Below are 24,745 nucleotides of genomic sequence, written 5' to 3' on the forward strand. Positions count from 1 at the left end.
GTTGAAGAGATGAAAGAGGGGCGTGCTCAGGCGTTGGCGAGCATCGTATGCGCGAGCCATGGCTTCTGCGCCAGGCGCTCGGCCTCGAAGGCCTTGATCTTGTCCTTGTGGCGCAACGTGAGGCCGATGTCGTCCAGCCCGTTGATCAGGCAGTACTTGCGAAACGCCTGCACGTCGAAAGCCAGCTCGCCGCCGTCGGGCTTCACCACCACCTGGCGCTCCAGGTCGATGGTCAGCGAATAGCCCGGAAAGGCGAATGCCTCGTCGAACAGCTGCGCCACCTGCGCCTCGCTCAGCACGATCGGCAGCAGGCCGTTCTTGAAGCTGTTATTGAAGAAGATGTCGGCATAGCTCGGCGCGATGATCGCGCGAAAGCCGTACTGGTCGAGCGCCCACGGCGCGTGTTCGCGCGACGAGCCGCAGCCGAAGTTCTTGCGCGCCAGCAGCACCGAGGCGCCCGCGTAGCGCGGCTGATTCAGCACGAAGTCGGGGTTGGGCTTGCGGCTCTTCGGGTCCTGGCCGGGGAAGCCGGCGTCCAGATAGCGCCACTCGTCGAACAGGTTCACGCCGAAGCCGGTCTTCTTGATCGACTTGAGGAATTGCTTCGGAATGATCGCGTCGGTGTCGACGTTCTCGCGGTCCATGGGGGCCACGAGGCCCTTGTGCACGGTGAATTTCTGCATGTGATGTCTCCAGTTCAGGCCAGATCAGGCAAAGGTACGAACGTCGACGAAGTGGCCGTGCACCGCGGCGGCGGCGGCCATGGCCGGGCTCACGAGATGGGTGCGGCCACCCGCGCCCTGGCGGCCTTCGAAGTTGCGGTTGCTGGTGGATGCGCAGCGCTCGCCGGGCTCCAGCCGGTCGGCGTTCATGGCCAGGCACATCGAGCAGCCGGGTTCGCGCCATTCGAAGCCTGCGGCCTTGAAGATCACGTCCAGGCCTTCGCGCTCGGCCTGTTCCTTCACCACGCCCGAGCCGGGCACCACCATCGCGAGCTTCACGTTCTTGGCCACCTTCTGGCCGAGCTTCTTCACCACGGCAGCAGCTTCGCGCATGTCCTCGATGCGGCTGTTGGTGCACGAGCCGATGAACACCTTGTCGACGAAGATGTCGTTCATGGCCTTGTTGGGCTCCAGGCCCATGTAGACCAGCGCGCGCTCGATGGCGCCGCGCTTGCTCGCGTCCTTTTCCTTGTCGGGGTCGGGCACGCGGCCGTTGATGTCGACCACCATCTCGGGCGAGGTGCCCCAGGTCACCTGCGGGGGAATTTGCGTGGCGTCGAGCTCGACCACGGCGTCGAAGGTCGCGCCCGGGTCCGACTGCAGCGTGCGCCAGTAGGCGGCCGCCTGCTCCCACTCGACGCCGGTGGGCGCCAGCGGGCGGCCCTTGACGTAGGCGATGGTCTTCTCGTCGACCGCCACCAGCCCGGCGCGCGCACCGGCCTCGATGGCCATGTTGCACACCGTCATGCGGCCTTCCATGCTCAGCTCGCGAATCGCCGCGCCGGCGAATTCGATGGTGTAGCCCGTGCCGCCGGCGGTGCCGATCTTGCCGATGATGGCCAGCACGATGTCCTTGGCCGTGCAGCCGAGCGGCAGCTTGCCCTCGACCTTCACGAGCATGTTCTTCGCCTTCTTGCCCAGCAGCGTCTGCGTGGCCATCACGTGCTCGACCTCGCTGGTGCCGATGCCGTGCGCCAGCGCGCCGAACGCGCCGTGCGTGGAGGTGTGCGAATCACCGCACACCACCGTCATGCCCGGCAGCGTCGCGCCGCTCTCGGGGCCGATCACGTGCACGATGCCCTGGCGCTTGCTCAGGAACGGAAAGAACGCGGCGGCGCCGAACTCGGCGATGTTGTGGTCCAGCGTGGTGACCTGCTCCTTGCTGGTCGGGTCGGCGATGCCTTCGTAGCCGCGCTCCCAGCCGGTGGTGGGCGTGTTGTGGTCGGCCGTGGCCACCACCGAGCTGATGCGCCACAGCTTGCGGCCGGCCTCGCGCAGGCCTTCGAAGGCTTGCGGGCTGGTGACTTCATGCACCAGGTGGCGGTCGATGTAGAGGATCGCGGTGCCGTCTTCCTCGGTGTGGACGACGTGTTCGTCCCAGATCTTGTCGTAGAGCGTGCGTGCCATGTCGGTCTCTTGTCTTTCGTGGGGAAATGGATTGTCTTGTCTGTGCGGCGTCGGATCGGTCGAATTCGTTTCAGGCCGCAAGTTGTTCGGTGCCGTCCGCCGCGGCGTGCAGGTGGTTCACCAGCGAGCGCGCGGCCACCGGCAGCGTCGAGAAGTCGCGCGCCACCAGGCGGATTTCGCGCGCCGCCCAGGCGTCGTTCAGCGCCACGCTCACCAGGCCGCGGCCGATGCCGTTGCGCATGAGCTCGAAGGCGCGCTGCGGCATCACGCCGATGCCCAGGCCGTTCTCGATCATCCGGCACATGGCGTCCAGGCCGGTCACGTGGATGCGCAGCTTCACGCTGCGGCCCGCGCTCAGCGCGGCCTCGTGCATCGCGACGTAGATGGAGCTGTTGGTGTGCAGGCCCACGTGGTCGAAGGCGAGCGAGTCGATGAAGTCGATGGCGCCCTGCGCGGCCAGCGCATGGCCCGTGGGCACGATCAGCGCCAGGCGGTCGTGCCGGTACGACAGGCTCTGCAACTCGCCCGCGCCGCCGGCCACATGGCACACGCCGAGGTCGGCCGCGCCTTCCTGCACCGCGCGGATCACCTCGCTGCTCAGGTGCTCTTCCAGGTCGATCTTGATGGCCTCGTGGGCCCGGGTGAACACGCCCAGGTCTTCCGGCAGGAACTGCACGATGGCCGATATGTTCGCGTGCACCCGCACATGGCCGCGCACGCCGTCGGCGTATTCGCTGAGCTCGCCCTGCATCTTTTCCAGGCTGTAGAGCACCGAGCGGGCGTGGTGCAGCAGGCTTTCGCCGGCGGGCGTGAGGTCGACGCCGCGCGCATGGCGATAGAGCAGGGTGGTGCCGAGCGTGGCTTCCAGGTCCGACAGCCGCTTGCTGATGGCCGACGCCGCGATGAACTCGCGCTCCGCCGCGCGGCCGATGCTGCCCAGCTCGCACACGGCCACGAACAGCTGCAGCGACGTGAGGTCGATGCGGCGTGCAAAGTTGCGTTCGGACGTGCTCATGGGGCGGGCTTTGGAAGGCTTGGGCATCGCGTCTGGCGATGAGTTGGCTATTTTCTTCCTGTTTTCATGCCGCTGCCATCGTGATGCGAGATGGCATTGCTGCCCGCCCGCGAAGAGGGGCATGCCGAACGGGCAATAAAAAAGCTGCCCGAAGGCAGCTTTTTTAGGGGCGTGAACCGGTCCTGGAGCAGTTCACCAGTCCACTGGCCGATCAGCGCGCGGTGATCGGCTTCACGTCACGCTTGGGCGAGCCTTCGAACAGCTGGCGCGGGCGGCCGATCTTGTACTCGGGGTCGCCGATCATTTCGTTCAGCTGGGCGATCCAGCCGACCGTGCGGGCCAGCGCGAAGATCGCGGTGAACAGCGGCACCGGGATGCCGATGGCGCGCTGCACGATGCCCGAGTAGAAGTCGACGTTCGGGTACAGCTTGCGCGACACGAAGTATTCGTCTTCCAGGGCGATCTTTTCCAGTTCCTTGGCCAGCTTGAACAGCGGGTCGTTTTCCAGGCCCAGCTCGGTCAGCACTTCGTTGCAGGTTTCCTGCATCAGCTTGGCGCGCGGGTCGTAGTTCTTGTACACGCGGTGGCCGAAGCCCATGAGCTTGACGTTCGAGTTCTTGTCCTTGACCTTCTTGATGAACTCGCCGATCTTCTCCACGCCGCCTTCCTTCTGGATGTCGTAGAGCATGTTCAGCGCCGCTTCGTTGGCGCCGCCGTGGGCAGGGCCCCACAGGCAGGCCACGCCGGCCGCGATGGCCGCGAAGGGGTTCGTGCCCGACGAGCCGCACAGGCGCACGGTCGAGGTCGAAGCGTTCTGCTCGTGGTCCGCGTGCAGGATGAAGATGCGGTCCAGCGCGCGTTCGAGCACCGGGTTCACCTTGTACTCTTCGCACGGCGTGGCGAACATCATGTGCAGGAAGTTGCCTGCGTAGCTCAGGTCGTTCTTCGGGTACATGTACGGCTGGCCGATCGTGTACTTGTACGCCATGGCCACCAGCGTGGGCATCTTCGCGATCAGGCGGATCGCGGCGATCTCGCGGTGCTCCGGATTGTTGATGTCCGTGCTGTCGTGATAGAAGGCCGACAGGGCGCCCACGAGGCCGGTCATGATGGCCATCGGGTGGGCATCGCGGCGGAAGCCACGCAGGAAGAACTGCATCTGCTCGTTCACCATGGTGTGGTTCGTCACGACCTTGGTGAAGTCTTCCTTCTTGGCCTGGTCCGGCAGTTCACCGTACAGCAGCAGGTGGCAGGTCTCGAGGAAGTCGCAGTTGGTCGCGAGCTGCTCGATGGGGTAGCCGCGGTACAGCAGCTCGCCCTTGTCGCCGTCGATGTACGTGATGGCCGACTGGCAGGCGGCGGTCGACATGAAGCCCGGGTCGTACGTGAACATGCCGGTCTGTGCGTACAGCTTGCGGATGTCGATCACGTCGGGGCCCACGGTGCCCTTGTAGATCGGCAGGTCGACGCTGTCGCCGCCGTTGCTGAACGACAGCGTGGCCTTGGTATCGGATGCTTTCATTTCGGTTTACTTTCAGAGGTGGATTCAGGACGACGAAGGAGAGATGGCGGGGCGCTGCGCGCCGTCGGTGCGCATCAGCTGCAGCAATGCGACCACCTCGGCCCCGGCCCATTCGGGCTCAGGCTCCTTTCTTCGCAGAAGGAGGTCGAGGAGGTCGTTGTCCGACAGGTCCATCAGTGTCTCCATCGCTCCCGCTTGACCCACGGTCATGCGGAATTCGTGCCGCTCGAAGAAGCGGGCGATGAACAGGTCGTTCTCGAGCAGTCCGCGCCGGCAGCGCCATTTCAGCTTGCTCAGCGCACGTTCGCTGAGCGGCTGGGTGGAGTCGGCGGCGGTTTGCATGGTGGCGTCTCTTGGCAATGACTCGGAATCAGATGGCGCGACGCACCATCAGTTCCTTGATCTTGCCGATGGCCTTGGTCGGGTTCAGGCTCTTCGGGCACACGTCCACGCAGTTCATGATCGTGTGGCAGCGGAACAGGCGGTACGGGTCTTCCAGGTTGTCCAGGCGCTCGGCGGTGGCTTCGTCGCGGCTGTCGGCGATGAAGCGGTAGGCCTGCAGCAGGCCGGCGGGGCCCACGAACTTGTCGGGGTTCCACCAGAAGCTGGGGCAGCTCGTGGAGCAGCTCGCGCAAAGAATGCACTCGTACAGGCCGTCGAGCTCTTCGCGCTCTTCGGGCGACTGCAGGCGCTCCTTCTCGGGCGGCACGCTGTCGTTCTGCAGGTACGGCTTGATGGAGTTGTACTGCTTGAAGAACTGCGTCATGTCCACGATCAGGTCGCGAATGACCGGCAGGCCCGGCAACGGCTTCAACACGATCGTGCCCTTGAGCGTGAGCATGTTGGTCAGGCAGGCGAGGCCGTTCTTGCCGTTGATGTTCATTGCGTCGGAACCGCAGACGCCTTCGCGGCACGAGCGGCGGAACGACAGCGTCGGGTCTTGCGCCTTGAGTTTCATCAGGGCGTCGAGCAGCATGCGTTCGTGGCCGTCGAGTTCGACCTCGACCGTCTGCATGTAGGGCTTGGCGTCCTTGTCCGGGTCGTAGCGGTAGATCTGGAATGTGCGCTTCATCGTAGTGACCTTGTGAATGCTTTTACTTGGCTGACGTTAGCCGTTGCTTAGAACGTGCGGACCTTCGGCGGAACCGAGGCCACGGTGAGCGGCTGCAGCTTGACCGGCTTGTACGAGAGGCGGTTGTCCTGGCTGTACCAGAGCGTGTGCTTCATCCAGTTGGCGTCGTCGCGGCCCAGCGGTGCGACCGGGTCGTCCGCGGGACGCTCGTAGTCTTCGACCGTGTGCGCGCCGCGGCATTCCTTGCGTGCGGCGGCCGAGACCATGGTGGCCTGCGCCACTTCGATCAGGTTGTCGACTTCCAGCGCCTCGATGCGCGCGGTGTTGAACACCTTGGACTTGTCCTTCAGGCCGATGGCCTTGACGCGCTCGCGCACGGCGGCGATCTTGACCACGCCTTCGTCCATCGAGGCCTGCTTGCGGAACACGGCGGCGTGCTGCTGCATGACGGCGCGGATCTCGCCGGCCACGTCCTGCGCGTACTCGCCGGCGGTGCTGTCTTCGAGCTCGTTCAGGCGTCGCAGCGTGCGGTCGGCGGCGTTGGCCGGCAGCGGCTTGTGTTCCTTAAGCTTGTCGTTGAACTGCACGATGTGGTTGCCGGCCGCGCGGCCGAACACCAGCAGGTCGAGCAGCGAGTTGGTGCCCAGGCGGTTCGCGCCGTGCACGCTCACGCACGAGCATTCGCCCACGGCGTAGAGGCCGTTCACCACGGCGCTGTTGTCTTCACCCTTCTGGATGACGACCTGGCCGTTGATGTTGGTGGGAATGCCGCCCATCTGGTAGTGGATGGTCGGCACCACCGGAATGGGTTCCTTGGTGACGTCGACGTTGGCGAAGTTGATGCCGATCTCGTACACCGACGGCAGCCGCTTGTGGATGGTGTCGGCGCCCAGGTGGTCCAGCTTCATGTGGATGTAGTCCTTGTTGGGACCACAGCCACGGCCTTCCTTGATTTCCTGGTCCATCGAGCGCGAAACGAAGTCGCGCGGTGCCAGGTCCTTCAGGGTGGGCGCATAGCGCTCCATGAAGCGTTCGCCGTTGCTGTTCAGCAGGATGGCGCCTTCGCCGCGGCAGCCTTCGGTCAGCAGCACGCCCGCGCCGGCCACGCCGGTGGGGTGGAACTGCCAGAACTCCATGTCCTGCAGCGGAATGCCCGAGCGCGCGGCCATGCCCAGGCCGTCGCCGGTGTTGATGAACGCGTTGGTCGACGCGCCGAAGATCCGGCCCGCGCCGCCGGTGGCCAGCAGCACGGTCTTGGCCTGCAGGATGTGCAGGTCGCCGGTTTCCATTTCGAGCGCGGTCACGCCGACCACGTCGCCTTCGTCGTCACGGATGAGGTCGAGCGCCATCCATTCGACGAAGAACTGGGTGCGGGCCTCGACGTTCTTCTGGTACAGCGTGTGCAGCATCGCGTGGCCGGTGCGGTCGGCCGCGGCGCAGGCGCGTTGCACGGCCTTTTCGCCGTAGTTGGCGGTGTGGCCGCCGAAGGGGCGCTGGTAGATGGTGCCGTCGGGGTTGCGGTCGAACGGCATGCCGAAGTGCTCGAGCTCGTACACGACCTTCGGTGCTTCGCGGCACATGAACTCGATCGCGTCCTGGTCGCCGAGCCAGTCGGAGCCCTTGATCGTGTCGTAGAAGTGGTAGTGCCAGTTGTCTTCGCTCATGTTGCCCAGCGATGCACCGACGCCGCCCTGGGCAGCCACGGTGTGCGAACGCGTGGGGAACACCTTCGAGAGCACGGCCACGTTGAGGCCGGCGCGAGCGAGTTGCAGCGAGGCGCGCATGCCGGAGCCGCCGGCACCGACGATCACGACGTCGAATCTGCGCTTGGTGATTTGTTCTTTTGTGTAGGTCATGGTGGGGTCAGATCTTCCAAAGCACTTGAATGGCCCAACCCGCACAACCGACAAGCCAGACGATGGTGAAAATTTGCAGCACGAGACGGATGCCGACAGGTTGGACGTAGTCCATCCACACGTCGCGCATGCCGACCCACACGTGATAGAGCAGGGCGACGATGACGGAGAACGTCAGCACCTTCATCCACTGCGCGGCAAAGATGCCGGCCCACAGGTCGTAGCCGATGGGGCCGCGGGAGAAGATCAGCTGTGCAAGCAGGATGATCGTGAAGAGCGCCATCAGGCCGCCCGTGATGCGCTGGCTGAGCCAGTCGCGCAAACCGTAGTGGGCGCCGACGACGACGCGCTTGGAGCCGTAATTCACAGACATGGTTGGCTCCTTCTCAGTACAGGCCGAACAACTTGGCGCCGAGCACCAGGGTGAGCAGGATGCTCAGGGACAGCGTGACCAGGGCGGAGCTGTGACCGAACTCCTTGGTGACCGCTGCGTGGCTCACGTCCATCCAGAGATGGCGCAGGCCGGCGATGAAGTGATGCAGGTAGGCCCAGATCAGCGCGAGCGCGACGAGCTTGAAGAACCAGCCGGGCGCAAAGCCGATGCCGACGTTGAAGGCACCCTTGAATCTGGCGAAGGAGTATTCAGATGACAGCGATGTGTCGAACATCCAGATGATGAACGGCAGCAGCAGGAACATGATCACGCCGCTGACGCGATGCAGGATCGACACGATGCCGGCCGGCGGCAGCCGATAGGTCGTGAGGTCGGTGAATGCGTTGATGTTGCGGAATTCGCGACGCGGCGGCCGGGGGGGAGTTGCAAGCTCTGTCATTGGGGGAAGTGCTTTCGTGGCGTGGAGACTTGTTGGCTTGTTCTGAGAGCGAACGCTTTTGTTTCTTATGCGGAAATGCAAACAACGCAAAATTCTATTGCAATGCACCATCGGGCAGCGGACGCGCACGAGTCAGCGCACCATTGCAGTCGGATGCTCTTGACCCGGTAGCGCCCTGCACGGGTTGTGTGCGCACGCTGGCGCACCGGTATTCGGCCTTCTTCGTCTGCATCATCGGGGTCAGCCCAGCTGGTTTCTGTAGTGGTGCGTGTCGGTGCGATAGAGCCCGCGGCGCAACTCCATCGGCATGTCATGGTAGGTGTGCGCGACGCGTTCCACACTCAGCAGGGGCATCTGCAGCGGCACGTCGAGCAACTGGGCCTGTTCGGCATCGGGGAGCACGGCCCGGATCTTTTCTTCGGCACGCACCATGCGCACCCCGAATTCCGTTTCGAACAGCGCGTACATCGGGCCGGGCCAGGCGCGCAGCCGCTCGGCGGTCAGGCCCTTGAAGGGCGTGCCGGGCAGCCACAGGTCTTCGAGGATGGTTGGAACGCCTGCGTAGGCGAGCACTCGGCGCACCTGCAGCACGGCGTCGCCGGTGCGCAGGCCGAGCGCGCGCGCCACGTCGGCAGAGGCGCGCAGCCGCTTGCAGTCGACGATGGTGCGCACCGCGGGGCCTTCGGTGCTCGGATCGCCGGCGTCGGGCACGAGCTTGAGAAAGCGGTACTGCACGTGCTGCTCGGCATGCGTGGCGACGAAGGTGCCCTTGCCCTGGCGGCGCACCACCAGGTTTTCGGCCGACAGCTCGTCGATGGCCTTGCGTACCGTGCCCTGGCTCACCCGGTAGCGCACCGCCAGGTCCATCTCGCTGGGGATGGGTTCGCCCGGCTTCCACTCGCCCGCCTGCAGGCTCTGCAGGATCAAGGTCTTGATCTGCTGGTAGAGCGGACTGAAGGACGGCGTCGTGGGCTCGTCGAGGGTGGAGGGCGTGTTCATGGCAGCGGTGGGTGCGCCTTGGCGGACCCCGAGAGGATATCTTATATAAGACATAAGACGACCCTCATTGAATCGGCTTAAAATATTGCGGGTCTCGCACTGCGGGAAGGTATTTCGTCCCGCAGGACCCCCTGGCGCCCCACGAGAGCGCCTACACCGTTTTCACTACCTTCTGGAGTCTTCCCATGAGCAAAAAGCCCGTCCGCGTTGCCGTCACCGGTGCCGCCGGTCAAATCGGTTACGCCCTGTTGTTCCGTATCGCCTCCGGTGAAATGCTCGGCAAAGACCAGCCGGTCATCCTGCAACTGCTCGAAATCCCCGACGAGAAGGCCCAGAAGGCGCTCAAGGGCGTGATGATGGAGCTCGACGACTGCGCCTTCCCGCTGCTGGCCGGCATGGAAGCCCACGGCGACCCGATGACCGCCTTCAAGGACGCCGACTACGCACTGCTGGTCGGTTCGCGTCCCCGCGGCCCCGGCATGGAACGTGCCGAACTGCTGGCCGTGAACGGCGCCATCTTCACCGCGCAAGGCAAGGCCCTGAACGCCGTCGCCAGCCGCAACGTGAAGGTGCTGGTGGTCGGTAACCCCGCCAACACCAACGCCTATATCGCCATGAAGAGCGCGCCCGACCTGCCGCGCAAGAACTTCACCGCCATGCTGCGCCTGGACCACAACCGCGCCGCCAGCCAGATCGCCGCCAAGACCGGCAAGGCCGTGGCCGACATCGAGAAGCTCACCGTGTGGGGCAACCACTCGCCCACGATGTACGCCGACTACCGTTTCGCCACCATCAACGGCGAAAGCGTGGCCAAGCTGATCAACGACCAGGAATGGAACGCCAACACCTTCCTGCCGACCGTCGGCAAGCGCGGCGCCGCCATCATCGAGGCCCGTGGCCTGTCGTCGGCCGCCTCGGCTGCCAACGCCGCCATCGACCACATGCGCGACTGGGCCCTGGGCACCAACGGCAAGTGGGTCACCATGGGCATTCCGTCGGACGGCCAGTACGGCATTCCGAAGGACGTGATGTTCGGCTTCCCGGTCACCTGCGAAAATGGTGAGTACAAGCTGGTCGAAGGCCTCGAGATCGACGCATTCAGCCAGGAGCGCATCAACAAGACGCTCGAAGAGCTCGAAGGCGAACGCGCCGGCGTCGCCCACCTGCTCTAAGCCACGCAAGGCAAGCCCGGCATGCTCGACTGGAACCCCGCGCTCTACCGTCGCTACGAGGACGAGCGCACCCGCCCCGCACAGGAACTCCTGGCGCGGGTGCCCCTGGCGGAGGCGGCCCGCGTGGTCGACCTCGGTTGCGGGCCGGGCAATTCCACCGAGCTACTGGTGCAACGGTTCCCGAAGGCGCAAGTCACCGGAACCGACAACTCCGAGGCCATGCTGGTCAGCGCGCGCGAGCGCCTGCCCCAGGCGGCCTTCGAGTTGAGCGACATCGCGACCTGGGCGCCGCGTTCTTCGGAAAAAGCGCCCGACCTCATCTATGCCAATGCGTCCCTGCAATGGGTGCCCGATCACCAGAAGCTGATCCCGCGCCTGTTCGACGCGCTGGCCCCGGGTGGCGTGCTCGCCATCCAGATGCCCGACAACCGCCAAGAGCCCACGCACCGGCTGATGCGCGCCGTGGCCGCCGAAGCCCCCTGGGCCGAGGCCATCGGCGACGCCGACAGGCTGCGCACGCTGCTGCTCGACCTGGGCGGCTACTACGACCTGCTGGCGCCGCGCGCGGCGCACATCGACGTCTGGCACACCATCTACCAGCACCGCATGGCGGATGCCGCTTCCATCGTCGAATGGGTGCGCGGCACGGGGCTCAAGCCCTTCGTCGACCGCCTGGGCGCCGACCTGCAGGCCAGCTATCTTGGCGAGTACCTGCGCCGCGTGGACGCCGCCTACCCGGCGCGCGCCGACGGCAAGCGGCTGCTCGCGTTTCCGCGCATGTTCATCGTGGCGCAAAAGAGCAAGGCATGACCCAATCGGCCCATCCCGGTGAAGTGCTGCTCGGCGCGCAGGCCGGCGCCGTGACGCTGCCCGTGTGCGACCACTACAGCGGCGTCGAAGCGCGAATGAAGAAGAGCCTCGCGCTCCAGGCCGAGATGGCCGAGGAGTTCGGCGCCTGCGTGTTCGACGTCACCCTCGACTGCGAAGACGGCGCCCCCGTGGGCGGCGAGGCCGAGCACGCGGCGCTCGTGACCGAGCTGGCGCTGGCCGCTCGGCCCGGCATGCGCGTCGGCGTGCGCGTGCACCCGGTCGACCATCCGGCGTTCGCCGGCGACGTGATCACCATCGCCGGCCGCGCCGCCGACCGCCTGAGCCACCTGATGGTGCCCAAGGTCGAGTCGCTCGCCGACGTGCTGCAGGCCGTGGCCGCGCTCGACGCGGCCGATGCCGCGGCGCTGCCGCTGCACGTGCTCATCGAATCGCCGCTGGCCGTGCACAACGCCTTCGACATCGCCGCGCATCCGCGCGTGCAGTCGCTGAGCTTCGGCCTGATGGACTTCGTCTCGGCCCACGCCGGCGCCATTCCGGCCGATGGCATGGGCGCGGCGGGGCAGTTCAGCCACCCGCTGGTGGTACGCGCCAAGCTGGCCATCGCGTCGGCCGCGCACGCCTACGGCAAGGTGCCCTCGCACTGCGTGGTCACCGAGTTCAACGACACCGATGCCATGCGCACGGCGGCCCGCAGGGCGGCCACCGAATTCGGCTACACGCGCATGTGGAGCATCCACCCGAACCAGATCCGGCCCATCCTCGAGGCCTTCGCGCCCGACGAGGCCCAGATTCAAATTGCCACAAAAATCCTTGTAAAGGCGGCAACCGCGAATTGGGCGCCGACACAAATTGATGGCACATTGCACGACCGCGCGAGCTACCGCCACTTCTGGCAGGTTCTGACGCGCGCCCACGCAACAGGGCGCGCGTTGCCCCCCGAGGCGAAAGCCTGGTTTGCATTCGCGGCCTCCTGAAACCACCTGTACCCAGCCTCAAGGAAACCCACACATGAAGAAAATTGCCCTGATCGCCGCTGTTGCCCTGGCACTCCCGCTGGCCGCCCTGGCCCAGGACGCTGCCAAGCCGGCGGCCAAGCCCGCCGCCAAGTCCACCACGGCCAAGGCACCCGCCAAGAAGCACCAGGTCACGCGCAAGGCCGCCAAGGCCGTCGAAGAAGTCACGCCCATCAACACCGACACCGACGTGACGCTCAGCGACACCGACCTGGCCGTGGCCCAGCGCGTGTCCGTCGGCAAGGCCCAGTGCGAACTCGGCGCCGACGTGACCGTCACGCCCGACGAGAAGAAGCCCGGCTTCTTCACCGTGACCACCAAGGGCCTGAAGTACCGCATGCACCCGGTCGAAAGCCGCACCGGCGCCATCCGCCTCGAAGACCCGCGTGCCGGCGCCATGTGGCTCCAGCTCGGCAACAAGTCGATGCTGATGAACCAGAAGGCCGGCCTGCGCATTGCCGACGAATGCCAGACCGACGCGCAAGTCGCGTTCGCCGCCGAGATGAAGAAGAACCCGCCCAAGGCCCTGTTCGAGGGTGCCGACGGCGCCAAGTAAGCGTACCGACCACGGGGTGCGGCGCGGCTCTTGCTTGACCGCGGGGGCCGCCTCGCACGCCCGACAGCCCAGTTTCCGGAGAAAAGAAGATGTTGCAAGCCTACGTTGATCATGTTGCCGAACGCGCCGCGCTCGGTATCCCGCCGCTGCCCTTGAGCGCGAAGCAGACCTCTGAAGCCATCGAGCTCCTGAAGAGCGCGAACGCCAAGGACGGTGCCTTCCTGCTCGAGCTGCTCACCTACCGCGTGCCCGCCGGCGTCGACGACGCCGCCAAGGTCAAGGCCAGCTACCTCGCTGCCGTGGCCCACGGCACCGAGAAGAGCGAGTTCATTTCGCGCGCCCGCGCCACCGAACTGCTCGGCACCATGCTCGGCGGCTACAACATCAGCCCCATGATCGACCTGCTGGACGACGCCGAAGTCGGCGCCGTGGCAGCCGAAGGCCTGAAGAAGACCCTGCTGATGTTCGACCAGTTCCACGACGTCAAGGAAAAGGCCGACAAGGGCAACGCCAACGCCAAGGGCGTGCTGCAGAGCTGGGCCGATGCCGAGTGGTTCACCAGCCGCCCCGAAGTGCCCGAGAGCATCACCGTCAGCATCTTCAAGGTGGCTGGCGAAATCAACACCGACGACCTGTCGCCCGCGCCCGACGCCACGACCCGTCCCGACATTCCGATGCACGCCCTGGCGATGCACAAGAACGCCCGCCCCGGCATCGTCCCTGAAGAAGACGGCAAGCGCGGCCCGGTGAAGTTCATCGAAGACCTGCGCGCGCGCGGCCACCTCGTGGCCTACGCCGGCGACGTGGTCGGCACGGGTTCGTCGCGCAAGAGCGCCACCAACTCGGTGCTGTGGTTCACCGGCGAAGACATTCCCTTCGTTCCGAACAAGCGTTTCGGCGGCGTGTGCCTCGGCGGCAAGATCGCTCCCATCTTCTACAACACGATGGAAGACTCGGGCGCTCTGCCCATCGAGCTCGACGTCACGCAGATGAACATGGGCGACGTGGTCGAGCTGCGTCCCTACGAAGGCAAGGCGCTGAAGGACGGCAAGGTCATCGCCGAATTCACCGTCAAGAGCGACGTGCTGTTCGACGAAGTGCGCGCCGGCGGCCGCATTCCGCTGATCATCGGCCGCGGCCTCACCACCAAGGCGCGCGAAGCACTGGGCCTGCCCGTGTCCACGCTGTTCCGCCTGCCGAGCAGCCCGGTCGACACCAAGAAGGGCTTCTCGCTCGCGCAGAAGATGGTCGGGCGTGCCTGCGGCCTGCCCGAAGGCCAGGGCGTTCGCCCGGGCACGTACTGCGAACCCAAGATGACCTCGGTCGGCTCGCAGGACACCACCGGCCCGATGACCCGCGACGAGCTGAAGGACCTGGCCTGCCTGGGCTTCTCGGCCGACCTCGTGATGCAGTCGTTCTGCCACACGGCGGCGTATCCCAAGAAGGTCGACGTCAAGATGCACCACGAACTCCCCGAGTTCATGGCCAACCGCGGCGGCGTCTCGCTGCGTCCGGGCGACGGCGTGATCCACAGCTGGCTCAACCGCCTGCTGACGCCCGACACCGTGGGCACCGGCGGCGACAGCCACACGCGTTTCCCCATCGGCATCAGCTTCCCGGCGGGCTCCGGCCTCGTGGCCTTCGCGGCCGCCACCGGCGTGATGCCGCTGGACATGCCCGAGTCGGTGCTGGTGCGCTTCAAGGGCAAGATGCAGCCCGGCGTCACGCTGCGTGACCTGGTCAACGCCATTCCGCTGTACGCCATCAAGGCCGGCCTGCTGACCGTGGCCAAGCAAGGCAAGAAGAACATCTTCTCGGGCCGCATCCTGGAAATCGAAGGCCTGCCCGACCTGAAGGTGGAACAAGCCTTCGAGCTGAGCGACGCCTCGGCCGAACGCTCGGCCGCCGGCTGCACGGTGCACCTGAACAAGGAACCGATCGCCGAGTACATCAACAGCAACATCACGCTGATGAAGTGGATGATTGCCGAAGGCTACGCCGACGCCCGCACGCTGCAACGCCGCATCGCCGCCCAGGAAGCCTGGCTGGCCGACCAGCAACTGCTCAAGGGCGACGACGACGCCGAGTACGCCGCCGTCATCGAGATCGACCTGGCCGAGATCCACGAACCCATCGTGGCCTGCCCGAACGACCCCGACGACGTGAAGACGCTGAGCGACGTGGCCGGTGCCGTGATCGACGAAGTGTTCATCGGTTCGTGCATGACCAACATCGGTCACTTCCGCGCGGCTTCCAAGCTGCTCGAAGGCAAGCGCGACATCCCGGTCAAGCTGTGGATCGCGCCGCCGACCAAGATGGACGCGCAGCAACTCACCGAGGAAGGCCACTACGGCGTGTTCGGCAATGCCGGCGCGCGCACCGAAATGCCGGGCTGCTCGCTGTGCATGGGCAACCAGGCGCAGGTGCGCGAAGGCGCGACGGTCATGTCGACCAGCACGCGCAACTTCCCGAACCGCCTGGGCAAGAACACCAACGTGTACCTCGGCTCGGCCGAGCTGGCCGCCATCTGCTCGCGCCTGGGCCGCATCCCGACGCGCGAGGAGTACATGGCCGCCACCGGCGTGCTCGATGCTTCCAGCACGCAGATCTACCAGTACCTGAACTTCGACAAGATCGACGACTACAAGGTCGCCGAGACCGCAGCGGCCTGCTGACAGGCCCGGCAACCTTGCCAATGAAAAAGCCCCGCACCGCGGGGTTTTTTTCTTGGGCACTGCAGGCTCAGGCCGGCGGCATGTTGGGTTTCAGGTGCTCCCTGCCGCTGAGCACCATGGCCGCGCCCGCCGGGCCACCGACCGCATGCGGCAGCGAGGTGAGCAGCGAGTTCGCGAAATCGCCCCGGTAGAGCTTGGCGCCCTGGTGCGTGAGGTTGGAGTTGGCGTCGATGTAGATCGACTCGCCCAGCCCCGACCACAGGCGGCAGAAGCCGTAGTCCTCCGACAGATAGCGGCGCGTCTGCGGATCGACCATCACGTCGAAGAAGCGGTAGTGCAGGCCCAGGTCGGGCTCGCCGATGCTGTCGGGCACGTAGTTGAGGTCGGGGTAGCTCGCCATGAGCCGCTCGAACACGCCGCGCGCGATGACCATGAAGCCCGTGGGCGCCTCGGTCATCTTCATGAAGCCGTCGGGCTGGACCTCGAGCTCGACCTGCGCGCTGCGCTCGGACGCCTTGGCGTTGACCGTGTAGCGCGTGAACGTGGCCTCGAACTGCTGGCGCGTGGTGCCCTCGGCCACGCCTTCGGCGGGCCAGTCTTCGCGCTTCAGCGGATACACGCCGGCCGCGATGTCGTAGCCGGACAGCAGCAGCCGGAACGCCGCCTGCGCCGAGAAGCCGATGTCGGCGTCGATCCAGAACAGGTGCGTCCAGTGCGGGTTGGCCAGGAACTGCGCCACGCAGTTGTTGCGCGCCCGCGTGACCAGGCTTTCGCCCTGGTGGAACAGCACCTGCAGCCGCATGCCGGCGCGCTCGGCTTCCACGGTGAAGTTCATCATCGACATGACGTAGTTCTGGAAGAACTTGCCGTCGTGGCTGGGCGTGACGATCACGGGGAAGAACTGCCGGAGTTCGGAGGGGTCGAGCATGGGAGCGGTCCTGTCAGGTCCTGTGGGGCCTTGTTATCTGGCGGGGCGCTGCATCAGTGCGAGCAGCAGGGTGTTGTAGGTGTCGGTGGCCGCGGCGTTGCCGGGCAGGTAGCGCGCGATGAGCCCGCGCTGCCGCTCGCGGTAGGCGAGGGCCTGCGCATCGTGCGTGTCGACGGCCTCGAGCACGCGCGCGCAGCCCGCGGCCACATCGTTGCCTTCGTAGAAGTAGCCCAGGTCGGCGCACAGGTGCGCGTTGTGCACCAGCGGGTAGCCCTGCCAGCAGGTCTCCAGGTAGAAGTAGTTGAGCGGGTTCTCCCACTGGTGCGAGACCACGATGTCGGTGTGCTGCGCCAGGAACGCGGGCGTCTCGTGCCGACCCAGGAACACGGCCTTGTGCTCGCGCACCAGGTCGAGCTGGTTCATGAGCGTGATGAATTCCATGTTGTCCCTGGCCAGCCGCTCGGCGTTCGTGACCTGCAGCAGCGCGATGGCCTCGGGCCGCGCGCGGTACGCCAGCTCGGCGACGAGCACGGGGTACAGGCAGAACTTGACCACGTCGATGTTGGGCTCCATCACGCTGAGCCGGCGCGCGCCGGCGTGCGTCCGGGGCTGGTACATGCCGCCTTCGGGCAGGGCGCGGGCGCGCTCGGCCAGAAACACCGGGCTCCACACGAAGGGCACCGCGCGGGCCTCGGCGCGCCGCAGCACCTCGAAGTACGGCTGGCTGATGTTCGCCACCTGCGGCACCATCCAGATGTCGTCGTAGCGCTGGTTCACGAACAGGTTCTGGCCCCACAGCGGCTTGTTGAACAGCATGGCCTCCATGGCGTGCACGTACTCGAAGCCGCAGCAGTACGACACCAGCCGCGCGCCGCGTTGCTTCAGGTAGTCGGTCTGCGCCGCGTCGATCTGCCCGCCGAGTTCGACCAGCACGTCCACGCTGTCCTTCGCGGCCTCGAAGCTCACCGTGGGCCAGCGCGCCAGGTCCCACGGCAGCGCGGCGGTGATGGCGACGGCCGTGGTGTTCACCAGCACCACCGAGCCGACCGCGGGGCAATGCCCGAGCGCCTCGGCGAGGAACACGGCGTTCTGCTTGATGCCGTTGTTCCACAGCGTTTCGGCCTCATGGTGGAGGCCGATGGTGATGCCGATGCGCAGGCGTGGTGTGGAATTCATGTCATGTGGTTCAAGATCGATCCGGGCGCATGCCTGTTCGAATGGAACGGGGTCGGCTGGCGAACTTCATTGTCTGCCGATGCCCGTGAAAGGGAAGTCTCCGGAAGCGGCAGGAAGCCCGCTCATCGAGTGAAAATTGACGGGCGGGCCGATTTTTTCGGTTCACACTTCGCCCCATGCGAATCGGTATTTCAGTGCTGACCCACGCCGGCCAGAACATCTGGGAAAACGGCATTGGCCAGAACGTGCTGTTCCTGGCGCGCTTGCTCCAGCGCATCGGCTTCGTCGAATCGGTCACGCTGGTCGATGCCGGCGACCAGCAGCAGATGCCCCCGCAGGTCGACCTGGCCGCCATGGGCCTGGGCTTTGGCCGCGCGCGCGAACTGGGCGACGCGCTCGACGTGGTCATCGAGATGGCTGGCGCGCTCGACGTGCAATGGCTCTCCTATTTCCGCGCCTGCGGCGGCCGCGTGGTGTTCCATTGCGTGGGCCAGCCCTTCGTGTCCCTGGCCGAGCCCATCGTGTTCACCGACAAGGGCCACTTCAGCCCACCCGAGCGTTGCGACGAGGTGTGGCTGCTGCCCAAGGACGAGGTGTTCGCGCCGCTGATGCGCACGCTGCACCGCTGCCCGGTGTTCGAGGTGCCCTACCTGTGGTCGCCGCAGTTCCTGGCGCAGCGCGTGGCCGAGGTCGAGGCCGCGGGCTGGCGCTTCGGCTACACGCCGCGCACGGCCGCGCAGCCGGCGTTCCGGGTGGCGATCTTCGAGCCCAACATCTCGGTGGTGAAGTCCAGCAGCGTGCCCATGCTGGTGTGCGACGGCGCTTATCGCGCGCAGCCCGCGGCGGTGGCGTCGATGCAGGTGCTCAACACCCTGCACATCAAGGACCACCCGACCATGCTCTACCTGGCGAACTCGCTGGACCTCGTGCGCGAGCACAAGGCTGTCTTTCATGGGCGCAACGACTTCGCGGGCTTCATGGTGCAGTTCGCCGACGCGGTGGTTTCGCACCAGTGGCAGAACGAGCAGAACTACAGCTACCTCGACGCGCTGCACGGCGACTATCCATTGGTGCACAACTCGCCCTGGCTGCGCGACGCCGGCTACTACTACCCCGACTTCGACATCGCCGAGGGCACGCGGCAGCTGCTGCAGGCCGTGCACACGCACGATGCGCAACTCGACGACTACCGCGCGCGTTCGCGGCGCGTGTTCGCGTCGGTCGACCCCCTGCTGCCCGCGAATGTCGACGCTTATGCGAAGCGACTGCTGCACCTGGTGGGCGGCGATGCTGGCTTTCGCGCCGATGCAACGAACGCCGCGAGACCCGCATGAGCGAAGCGCAACGCACCGCCATGCCCGCCACGCTCAAGGTCGGCGTGTCGATCTTCATCCGCAAGGGCGAGCAGAGCCTGTGGGAGAACGGCGTCTACCAGAACTGCCTGTTCCTGGTGATGCTGCTGCTGCGCTCGCCGCGCGTGCAAAGCGCCGTGCTGGTGGCCGGCGGCGGCGACGGCGGTCCCGCGGACGCCACCGGCTTCCTGGCCGACTCGCCGGTGCCCGTCATCGACATGGCCACCGCCGCGCAGGAGCTCGACCTGATGATCGAGATGAGCGCGCAGCTGGCGCGCGAGTGGTCGGTGGCGTTTCGCGAGAAGGGCGGCAAGATCGTTTCGATGCGCGTGGGCAACGACTACGTGATCGACATCGAACGCATGATCTTCGACAAGCCGCACGGCCTGCTGATTTCCGGCGCGCCGTACGACGAGGTCTGGACCATTCCCGAATACGCCTCGTCGTGCAAGCCGTACTTCGAGAGCACCTTCCGCGCGCCCGTCAGGCTTATGCCGCATCTGTGGAGCCCGATGGTGCTGGAGCGCGCGCTGGCCCGCACGCCCGACAGCCCGCCCTTCGCCTACGTGCCAGGGCGCAGGCAGTGGCGCGTCGCCATCTTCGAGCCCAACATCTGCCTGGTGAAGACCAGCTTCATTCCCATGCTCGGCTGCGAGGTGGCGCACCGCGCGCAGCCGCGGCTGATCGAGAAGATGTGGGTCTACAACAGCTTCCACCTGAAGGACAAGCCGCTGTTCGTCGGCTTCGCGCAGAGCCTGGACATCGTGCGCCACGGGCTGGCCACCTTCGAGGGGCGCTTTCCGGTGTACCAGGTGATGCCCGGCAAGATCGACGCGGTGTTCGCGCACCACTGGGAGAACGCGCAGAACTACGTCTACTACGAGGCGCTGTATGGCGGCTATCCGCTGATTCACAACTCGCACCTTGTCGGCGCCTGCGGCTACCGCTACCACGGCTTCGACTGCGAGGAGGGCGGGCGCGCGCTGCAGCGGGCCTTCGCCGGGCACGACGCCAACCTGGCGGCCTACCGCGACGAGGCGCGCCGCTTCATCGCCACGCTCGACCCCGAGGGCGAGGAGAACGTGCGCGTCTACACGGCGGCGATCGACAACCTTTACCTGTGAGGCCCGCCATGAAACCCATTGCCGCATTGCCGAGACCGTTGGCCGCCGCGCTGGCCGTGTTTGCCGCGTTCGCATGCACCGCCGGCACCGCGTTCGCGCAGGGCGTGCTCGTGCCCCCGGCACCGCCTGCCCCGCCGCAGGACAGCCTCACGCGCGCGGCCACCAGCGTGGGCATCCAGCGCTGCCTGCCGGCCATCTCGCGGCTGTCGTCGCTCACGGTGCAGGGCAGCCGCAGCCACGACGTGCTGCTCGACTGGGACCGCAAGCGCCCCGACGCGGGGCCGATGTTCTCGCTGATCGGCATCCAGTACCCGAACGCTGGTGTGGCGGCGTCGATCACGGCCATTCCCGAGGACAGCGGCGGCTGCACCGTGTCGGCCGAGCGCATCTCGGTGGCGCCCTTCACCTGCGAGAGCGTCGCGCAGCAGGAGCTGGCGGGCTACAGGGTGACCCGGCTGCTGCCCATCTACGCGGTGTATACCGACGACAAGGAGCCCAGCTCGTCGGTGTCGCTGATCGATTCGCCACCCGGCTGCCTGGTGATTCGGCGGTATGTGGAATACGGCTGGAAAGCCGCTGCATCGGCGGCTGGTTCCGCGGCCGCAGCCACTCCCGTGCTGCCTTCAGCCCCCTTGACCGGGCAGATGCCGAAGAAGCGCTGATCGCGCCTGTCCGACACGCAAGGTGGCGCTTGACCGGCCCGCGCCGGGCATTGCGGGCCGCAAGAATGGCGTCGAGCCGCGATCACCCTCGCGGCAGGAGACAACCATGCCTCTGGCGAAACTCATCGGTCGATGGGCCATGCATCCGTTTTCCAAGGCGCTACCGCCGCTGGGAGACACCGAGCGCGCCGCGCTCGAGGCCGGCACCGTCGGCTTCGAGGGGCAGCTCTTTGCGGGCAACCCCGACTTCGACGTGCTGTCCGGCGTCGGCCCCAACCGGCTCAGCGAGAGCGAGCAGGCGTTCCTGGAGCGCGAGGTGCGCGAGCTGTGCCGCCTGCTCGACGACCACGCCATCGACCAGGCGCGCGACCTGCCGCCCGAGGTGTGGCGCTACCTGCGCGAGAAGCGCTTCTTCGGAATGATCATTCCCGAGGAATTCGGCGGCCTGGGCTTCAGCCACTTCGCGCACGCCACCGTGGTGACGCGCATTGCTACCGTCAACGTGGCCACCGCCGTCACGGTGATGGTGCCCAACTCGCTGGGGCCGGCCGAGTTGCTGTTGCGCTACGGCACCGACAGCCAGAAAGACCACTACCTGCCGCGCCTGGCCGACGGCCGCGAGCTGCCGTGCTTCGGCCTGACCTCGCCCTACGCCGGCTCCGACGCGGCATCGATCCCCGACCGCGGGGTGGTGGTGGAGCGCGAGTTCAACGGGCGCATGACGCGCGGCTTCCTGGTCGACTTCGACAAGCGCTACATCACGCTGGCGCCGGTGGCCACCGTGGTGGGCCTGGCCTTTCATGCGGTGGACGAGAGCAGGCCCGAGGGCGAGCGCGAGCTCGGCATTACCTGCGCGCTGATTCCGGTGCCGCACGAGGGCATGGACATCGGCCGGCGCCACCGCCCGATGGACAGCGCCTTCATGAACGGCCCGATCCACGGACGCCAGGTGTTCGTGCCGATGGACTGGATCATCGGCGGCGAGAAGCAGGTGGGCCAGGGCTGGCGCATGCTGATGGAATGCCTGGCCGCGGGCCGCGCCATTTCGCTGCCCGCGCTGGGCTCGGCCATGCAGCAGACCGCGCTGTACGTGAGCAACGGCTACGGCCAGATCCGCGAGCAGTTCGGCATGCCGGTGGGCAAGTTCCACGCCATTGCGGGGCTGGTGGCGCAGATGTCGGCCGAGCTCTATGCCAGCGACGCCGCCCGGCGCTTTACCGCCGCCGCGCTCGACAAGGGCGAGCGCCCCAGCGTGGCCAGCGCCATCCTCAAGGTGCAGCTGACCGAGGCGGGCCGCCGCGCGGTGAACCACGGCATGGACATCCTCGGGGGCAAGGGCATCATCTCGGGCCCCTCGAATCTGCTGGGCGTGTCGTACCGGCAGGCGCCCATCGCCATCACGGTGGAGGGCGCGAACATCCTCACGCGCGCGCTCATCGTGTTCGGCCAGGGGGCGGTGCGCTGCCATCCGCACGTGCTCGACGAAATGGCCGCGGTGCAGGCGCATGACGAAACCGCGCTGGGCAAGGCGCTCATCGCGCACGGCAAGCACGTGGCGGCCAACCTGTGGCACAGCGTGTTCGGCGCGCCGGTGCTGGGCGAGCCGCCCGAAGACCTGATGCACGAGGCGCGGCTGCTGGCGCGCATGAGCGCCAAGTACGCCCTCACGGCCGACCTGGCCATGGGCATGCTGGGCGGCAAGCTCAAGCGCATGGAACTGCTCTCGGCGCGCCTGGGCGACGTGCTGGCCCACCTGTACCTGGCCAGCGCGTGCATCTGGCGTTATCGCGTCGATGCGGCGCCCGAGCTGCTGCCGTTCGCGCGCGCGGCCATCCGGCTGCAGCTGGACGAGGCCGGCCGCATCCTGCGCGACCTGTATGCCAACCTGCCGACCTCCGGGCGCCGCCTGATCGGCGCGCTGGTGCTGCGCCGCACCGCGCACCTGGCGCCGCTGCGCGATGTGCAGCTGCTTGAACTGGCCGAGCTGTTGCGCAGCGACCCGCGCATCGTCGAGCGGCTGGCGCCCGACCTGAGCGAGCCCGCCGCCGGCGGCCTGCGCGACCTGATGCATGCGATGGAGCTGGGCGCGCAGCTCGGCGACACCGCCGCGCTCAACAAGGTGCTGCGGCGCACGAATTCGCTGGAGGAAGCGGCGCGTTCGTCGCCCCACCCGGAACTGGCGCTGGCCTACCTGAAGGCGGCCGACAAGGTGATCCAGGTGGACGACTTCGACGGGCCGCCACGAACATCGGCCGCCGGCACCGTCCCGGGCGGCGACCTCAGCCGGCCGAGCGCGACATTTGCGCCGCCAGTGCCACCAGCGCCGCCGCTGTCTGCTCGTCGGCCGGAAAGAACGACTCCACCGCCAGTTCCTGCAATGTGACGTCCACCGGCGTGCCGAAGATGGTGATGGTGCTGATGAAGCTCAGCACGCCGCTCGGCATCACCACCTGGAAGGGCACGGCCACGGCGGACAGCGCGGTGTCGAGCGCGGGCGCGTCGTGGCTCACCTTGGGCGCGGGGTAGCCCGCCAGTTCGTCGTGCAGGGCCTGCAGCGTGGCGTCGCCGGTGGCGGCGATCTGCTGCTGCAGCCGTTCGAGCAGGTGGGTGCGCCATTGCGCCAGGTTGGCGATGCGCGGGGCCACGCCCTCGGGGTGCAGGCTCAGGCGTAGCACGTTGATGGGCGGCTTCAGCAGCTCGGGCGCGGCGCCTTCCATCAGCAGGGGCACCAGCGCGTTGTGCGCCACCAGGTTCCAGTGGCGGTCCACGGCCAGCGCGGGAAAGGGCTCGTGGCCCTTGAGCACCAAATCGACGGCGCGCCTTGCCGCCGCCATGGCCGGGTCGTCGAGCGAGCGCTGGCGGTACATGGGCGCGAAGCCGGCCGCCACCAGCAGCGCGTTGCGTTCGCGCAGCGGCACCTCCAGCCGCTCGGCCAGGCGCAGCACCATCTCGCGGCTGGGCGCGGCGCGGCCGGTTTCCACGTAGCTCAGGTGGCGGGTCGACACCTCGGCCTCCTGCGCCAGGTCGAGCTGGCTCAGCCGGCGGTGGGTGCGCCAGTGGCGCAGGTGCGCGCCGAAGGGATCGCGCGCGCCGGGCTGGCCGGCCTTGCCAGGTTTGCCAGTCTTGCCAGGCTTGGTGGGGTGGGCGGCGTGGGTGGCTTGGGCGGTAGGGGTGTCCATGGAGCCGCATTCTGGCGCGGCGGCGGCGCGGCGCCATGACCTGCGAGGTCATCGACGCCATGCCCGGCGGGCGGAACCATTGGCTCCAGCGCGGCCGGACAGGCCTGCCGCGCCGATCCATCCACCCCGACCCTGAAGGAGTACCCCATGTCCGTCTTCGCATCCCCCCGTTTCCTGCCCCGCGTGATGTGGGCCGACGCCGCCTCCTGCGCCGCCACCGGCGCGCTGCAGGTGGCCTTCACCGGCGCGCTGGCCGCGCTCACCGGGCTTCCGGCGCCGCTGCTCGTGGGCACGGGCATTTTCCTGCTGGCGTACGCGGCCGCCGCCGCGCTGATGGCCATGCGCCGCACGCCGCCGCGCACGCTCATCGGGTTGGTCGTGCTCGGCAATTTCGGCTGGGCCGTCGCCTGCGTCGCGCTGCTGGTGAGCGGCATGTTCCCGGTCACGGCGGTGGGCATCGCCTGGGTGCTGGCGCAGGCGGTGTGCGTCGTGGTGCTGGCCGAGTTGCAATGGACCGGCCTGCGCCGCACGCGCGGGGCCGGCCGGATGGCGATGGCCTGACGGCCCGGGCGGACGGGCGAGTGCGGAGGGACGCCCCGTTCCCGTCATTTTTCGCCATGAGGAACCAGACACCCGAAAGAGGGCACGCAA

The 24,745-nt window shown here is 67.0% G+C and carries 24 protein-coding genes; 11 read left to right on the plus strand and 13 right to left on the minus strand.

Going from position 1 to position 24,745, the window contains the following annotated elements:
- Window positions 1-26: 26 nt before the first annotated feature.
- From leuD to AB6807_RS00115, 10 genes are all read right to left on the minus strand, one after another.
- Complete coding sequence (leuD, locus tag AB6807_RS00070; RefSeq protein ID WP_116908247.1) at window positions 27-683, minus strand: 3-isopropylmalate dehydratase small subunit; 657 nt, start codon at window positions 681-683, stop codon at window positions 27-29.
- Window positions 684-707: 24 nt separating this feature from the next.
- The gene (gene leuC, locus AB6807_RS00075; protein WP_371083064.1) at window positions 708-2,129 is read right to left on the minus strand and encodes a 3-isopropylmalate dehydratase large subunit; all 1,422 of its coding nucleotides are present in this window, start codon (window positions 2,127-2,129) and stop codon (window positions 708-710) included.
- A 70-nt stretch (window positions 2,130-2,199) separates the two neighbouring features.
- On the minus strand, window positions 2,200-3,144 hold the full coding sequence (locus tag AB6807_RS00080; protein WP_116908245.1) for a LysR substrate-binding domain-containing protein: 945 nt from the start codon (window positions 3,142-3,144) through the stop codon (window positions 2,200-2,202).
- Window positions 3,145-3,355: 211 nt separating this feature from the next.
- Entirely contained in the window at window positions 3,356-4,666 is a 1,311-nt protein-coding gene (gltA, locus tag AB6807_RS00085; protein ID WP_116908244.1) for a citrate synthase, read from the minus strand.
- Between the two features lie 24 nt (window positions 4,667-4,690).
- Window positions 4,691-5,008, minus strand: a complete 318-nt coding sequence (locus AB6807_RS00090; protein ID WP_116908243.1) for a succinate dehydrogenase assembly factor 2 — start codon at window positions 5,006-5,008, stop codon at window positions 4,691-4,693.
- Between the two features lie 28 nt (window positions 5,009-5,036).
- On the minus strand, window positions 5,037-5,738 hold the full coding sequence (locus AB6807_RS00095) for a succinate dehydrogenase iron-sulfur subunit (protein ID WP_108137843.1): 702 nt from the start codon (window positions 5,736-5,738) through the stop codon (window positions 5,037-5,039).
- A 47-nt stretch (window positions 5,739-5,785) separates the two neighbouring features.
- Window positions 5,786-7,594 (minus strand): succinate dehydrogenase flavoprotein subunit, encoded by a 1,809-nt coding sequence (gene sdhA / locus AB6807_RS00100; protein ID WP_371083065.1) that lies wholly within the window; start codon window positions 7,592-7,594, stop codon window positions 5,786-5,788.
- A 7-nt stretch (window positions 7,595-7,601) separates the two neighbouring features.
- Window positions 7,602-7,967, minus strand: coding sequence for a succinate dehydrogenase, hydrophobic membrane anchor protein (gene sdhD, locus AB6807_RS00105; RefSeq protein WP_116908241.1), 366 nt, complete (start codon window positions 7,965-7,967; stop codon window positions 7,602-7,604).
- A 13-nt stretch (window positions 7,968-7,980) separates the two neighbouring features.
- A complete protein-coding gene (gene sdhC / locus AB6807_RS00110; protein WP_116908240.1) occupies window positions 7,981-8,427 on the minus strand; it encodes a succinate dehydrogenase, cytochrome b556 subunit in 447 nt (148 codons plus the stop codon).
- Window positions 8,428-8,667: 240 nt separating this feature from the next.
- Window positions 8,668-9,426 (minus strand): GntR family transcriptional regulator, encoded by a 759-nt coding sequence (locus AB6807_RS00115; protein ID WP_371083066.1) that lies wholly within the window; start codon window positions 9,424-9,426, stop codon window positions 8,668-8,670.
- A gap of 185 nt (window positions 9,427-9,611) precedes the next feature.
- On the opposite strand from AB6807_RS00115, the gene AB6807_RS00120 reads away from it, so the two are divergent.
- The 5 genes from AB6807_RS00120 to AB6807_RS00140 all read left to right on the plus strand — a co-directional run bounded on the left by AB6807_RS00120 (window position 9,612) and on the right by AB6807_RS00140 (window position 15,673).
- Window positions 9,612-10,598 (plus strand): malate dehydrogenase, encoded by a 987-nt coding sequence (locus AB6807_RS00120; RefSeq protein ID WP_116908238.1) that lies wholly within the window; start codon window positions 9,612-9,614, stop codon window positions 10,596-10,598.
- A 21-nt stretch (window positions 10,599-10,619) separates the two neighbouring features.
- Window positions 10,620-11,408: a trans-aconitate 2-methyltransferase gene (gene tam / locus AB6807_RS00125; RefSeq protein WP_371083067.1), complete on the plus strand. Its 789-nt coding sequence runs from the start codon at window positions 10,620-10,622 to the stop codon at window positions 11,406-11,408.
- A complete protein-coding gene (locus AB6807_RS00130; RefSeq protein WP_371083068.1) occupies window positions 11,405-12,403 on the plus strand; it encodes a CoA ester lyase in 999 nt (332 codons plus the stop codon). Before tam ends, AB6807_RS00130 begins: the two co-directional genes overlap by 4 nt.
- A gap of 34 nt (window positions 12,404-12,437) precedes the next feature.
- Complete coding sequence (locus AB6807_RS00135; protein ID WP_116908235.1) at window positions 12,438-12,998, plus strand: hypothetical protein; 561 nt, start codon at window positions 12,438-12,440, stop codon at window positions 12,996-12,998.
- 89 nt (window positions 12,999-13,087) lie between these two features.
- Entirely contained in the window at window positions 13,088-15,673 is a 2,586-nt protein-coding gene (locus tag AB6807_RS00140; RefSeq protein ID WP_371083069.1) for a bifunctional aconitate hydratase 2/2-methylisocitrate dehydratase, read from the plus strand.
- A 67-nt stretch (window positions 15,674-15,740) separates the two neighbouring features.
- Here AB6807_RS00140 and AB6807_RS00145 read toward each other — a convergent pair whose 3' ends face one another.
- Window positions 15,741-16,601: a hypothetical protein gene (locus tag AB6807_RS00145; RefSeq protein WP_116908233.1), complete on the minus strand. Its 861-nt coding sequence runs from the start codon at window positions 16,599-16,601 to the stop codon at window positions 15,741-15,743.
- Between the two features lie 33 nt (window positions 16,602-16,634).
- Window positions 16,635-17,777, minus strand: coding sequence for a DUF2827 domain-containing protein (locus tag AB6807_RS00150; RefSeq protein WP_371083070.1), 1,143 nt, complete (start codon window positions 17,775-17,777; stop codon window positions 16,635-16,637).
- A gap of 3 nt (window positions 17,778-17,780) precedes the next feature.
- On the opposite strand from AB6807_RS00150, the gene AB6807_RS00155 reads away from it, so the two are divergent.
- The 5 genes from AB6807_RS00155 (at window position 17,781) to AB6807_RS00175 (ending at window position 23,298) form a co-directional block, all read left to right on the plus strand.
- A complete protein-coding gene (locus AB6807_RS00155) occupies window positions 17,781-17,978 on the plus strand; it encodes a hypothetical protein (protein ID WP_371084164.1) in 198 nt (65 codons plus the stop codon).
- Window positions 17,954-19,111, plus strand: coding sequence for a DUF2827 domain-containing protein (locus AB6807_RS00160; RefSeq protein WP_371083071.1), 1,158 nt, complete (start codon window positions 17,954-17,956; stop codon window positions 19,109-19,111). Before AB6807_RS00155 ends, AB6807_RS00160 begins: the two co-directional genes overlap by 25 nt.
- Window positions 19,108-20,253: a DUF2827 domain-containing protein gene (locus AB6807_RS00165; protein WP_371083072.1), complete on the plus strand. Its 1,146-nt coding sequence runs from the start codon at window positions 19,108-19,110 to the stop codon at window positions 20,251-20,253. Before AB6807_RS00160 ends, AB6807_RS00165 begins: the two co-directional genes overlap by 4 nt.
- Window positions 20,254-20,261: 8 nt before the next feature.
- Window positions 20,262-20,915, plus strand: a complete 654-nt coding sequence (locus AB6807_RS00170; protein WP_371083073.1) for a hypothetical protein — start codon at window positions 20,262-20,264, stop codon at window positions 20,913-20,915.
- Window positions 20,916-21,021: 106 nt separating this feature from the next.
- Window positions 21,022-23,298 carry an acyl-CoA dehydrogenase gene (locus AB6807_RS00175; protein WP_371083074.1) on the plus strand — a complete coding sequence of 759 codons (2,277 nt, stop codon included), beginning with the start codon at window positions 21,022-21,024 and terminating at the stop codon, window positions 23,296-23,298.
- Here the strand turns inward: AB6807_RS00175 and AB6807_RS00180 are convergent.
- Window positions 23,195-24,094 (minus strand): helix-turn-helix domain-containing protein, encoded by a 900-nt coding sequence (locus AB6807_RS00180; RefSeq protein ID WP_371083075.1) that lies wholly within the window; start codon window positions 24,092-24,094, stop codon window positions 23,195-23,197. The two genes, AB6807_RS00175 and AB6807_RS00180, sit on opposite strands and share 104 nt — an antisense overlap.
- A 147-nt stretch (window positions 24,095-24,241) precedes the next feature.
- Between AB6807_RS00180 and AB6807_RS00185 the strand changes: the two genes are divergently transcribed.
- Window positions 24,242-24,655 (plus strand): hypothetical protein, encoded by a 414-nt coding sequence (locus AB6807_RS00185; protein ID WP_371083076.1) that lies wholly within the window; start codon window positions 24,242-24,244, stop codon window positions 24,653-24,655.
- Window positions 24,656-24,745: the final 90 nt, after the last annotated feature.

The organism is Variovorax sp. RCC_210, assembly GCF_041355175.1.
GTDB lineage: Bacteria > Pseudomonadota > Gammaproteobacteria > Burkholderiales > Burkholderiaceae_C > Variovorax.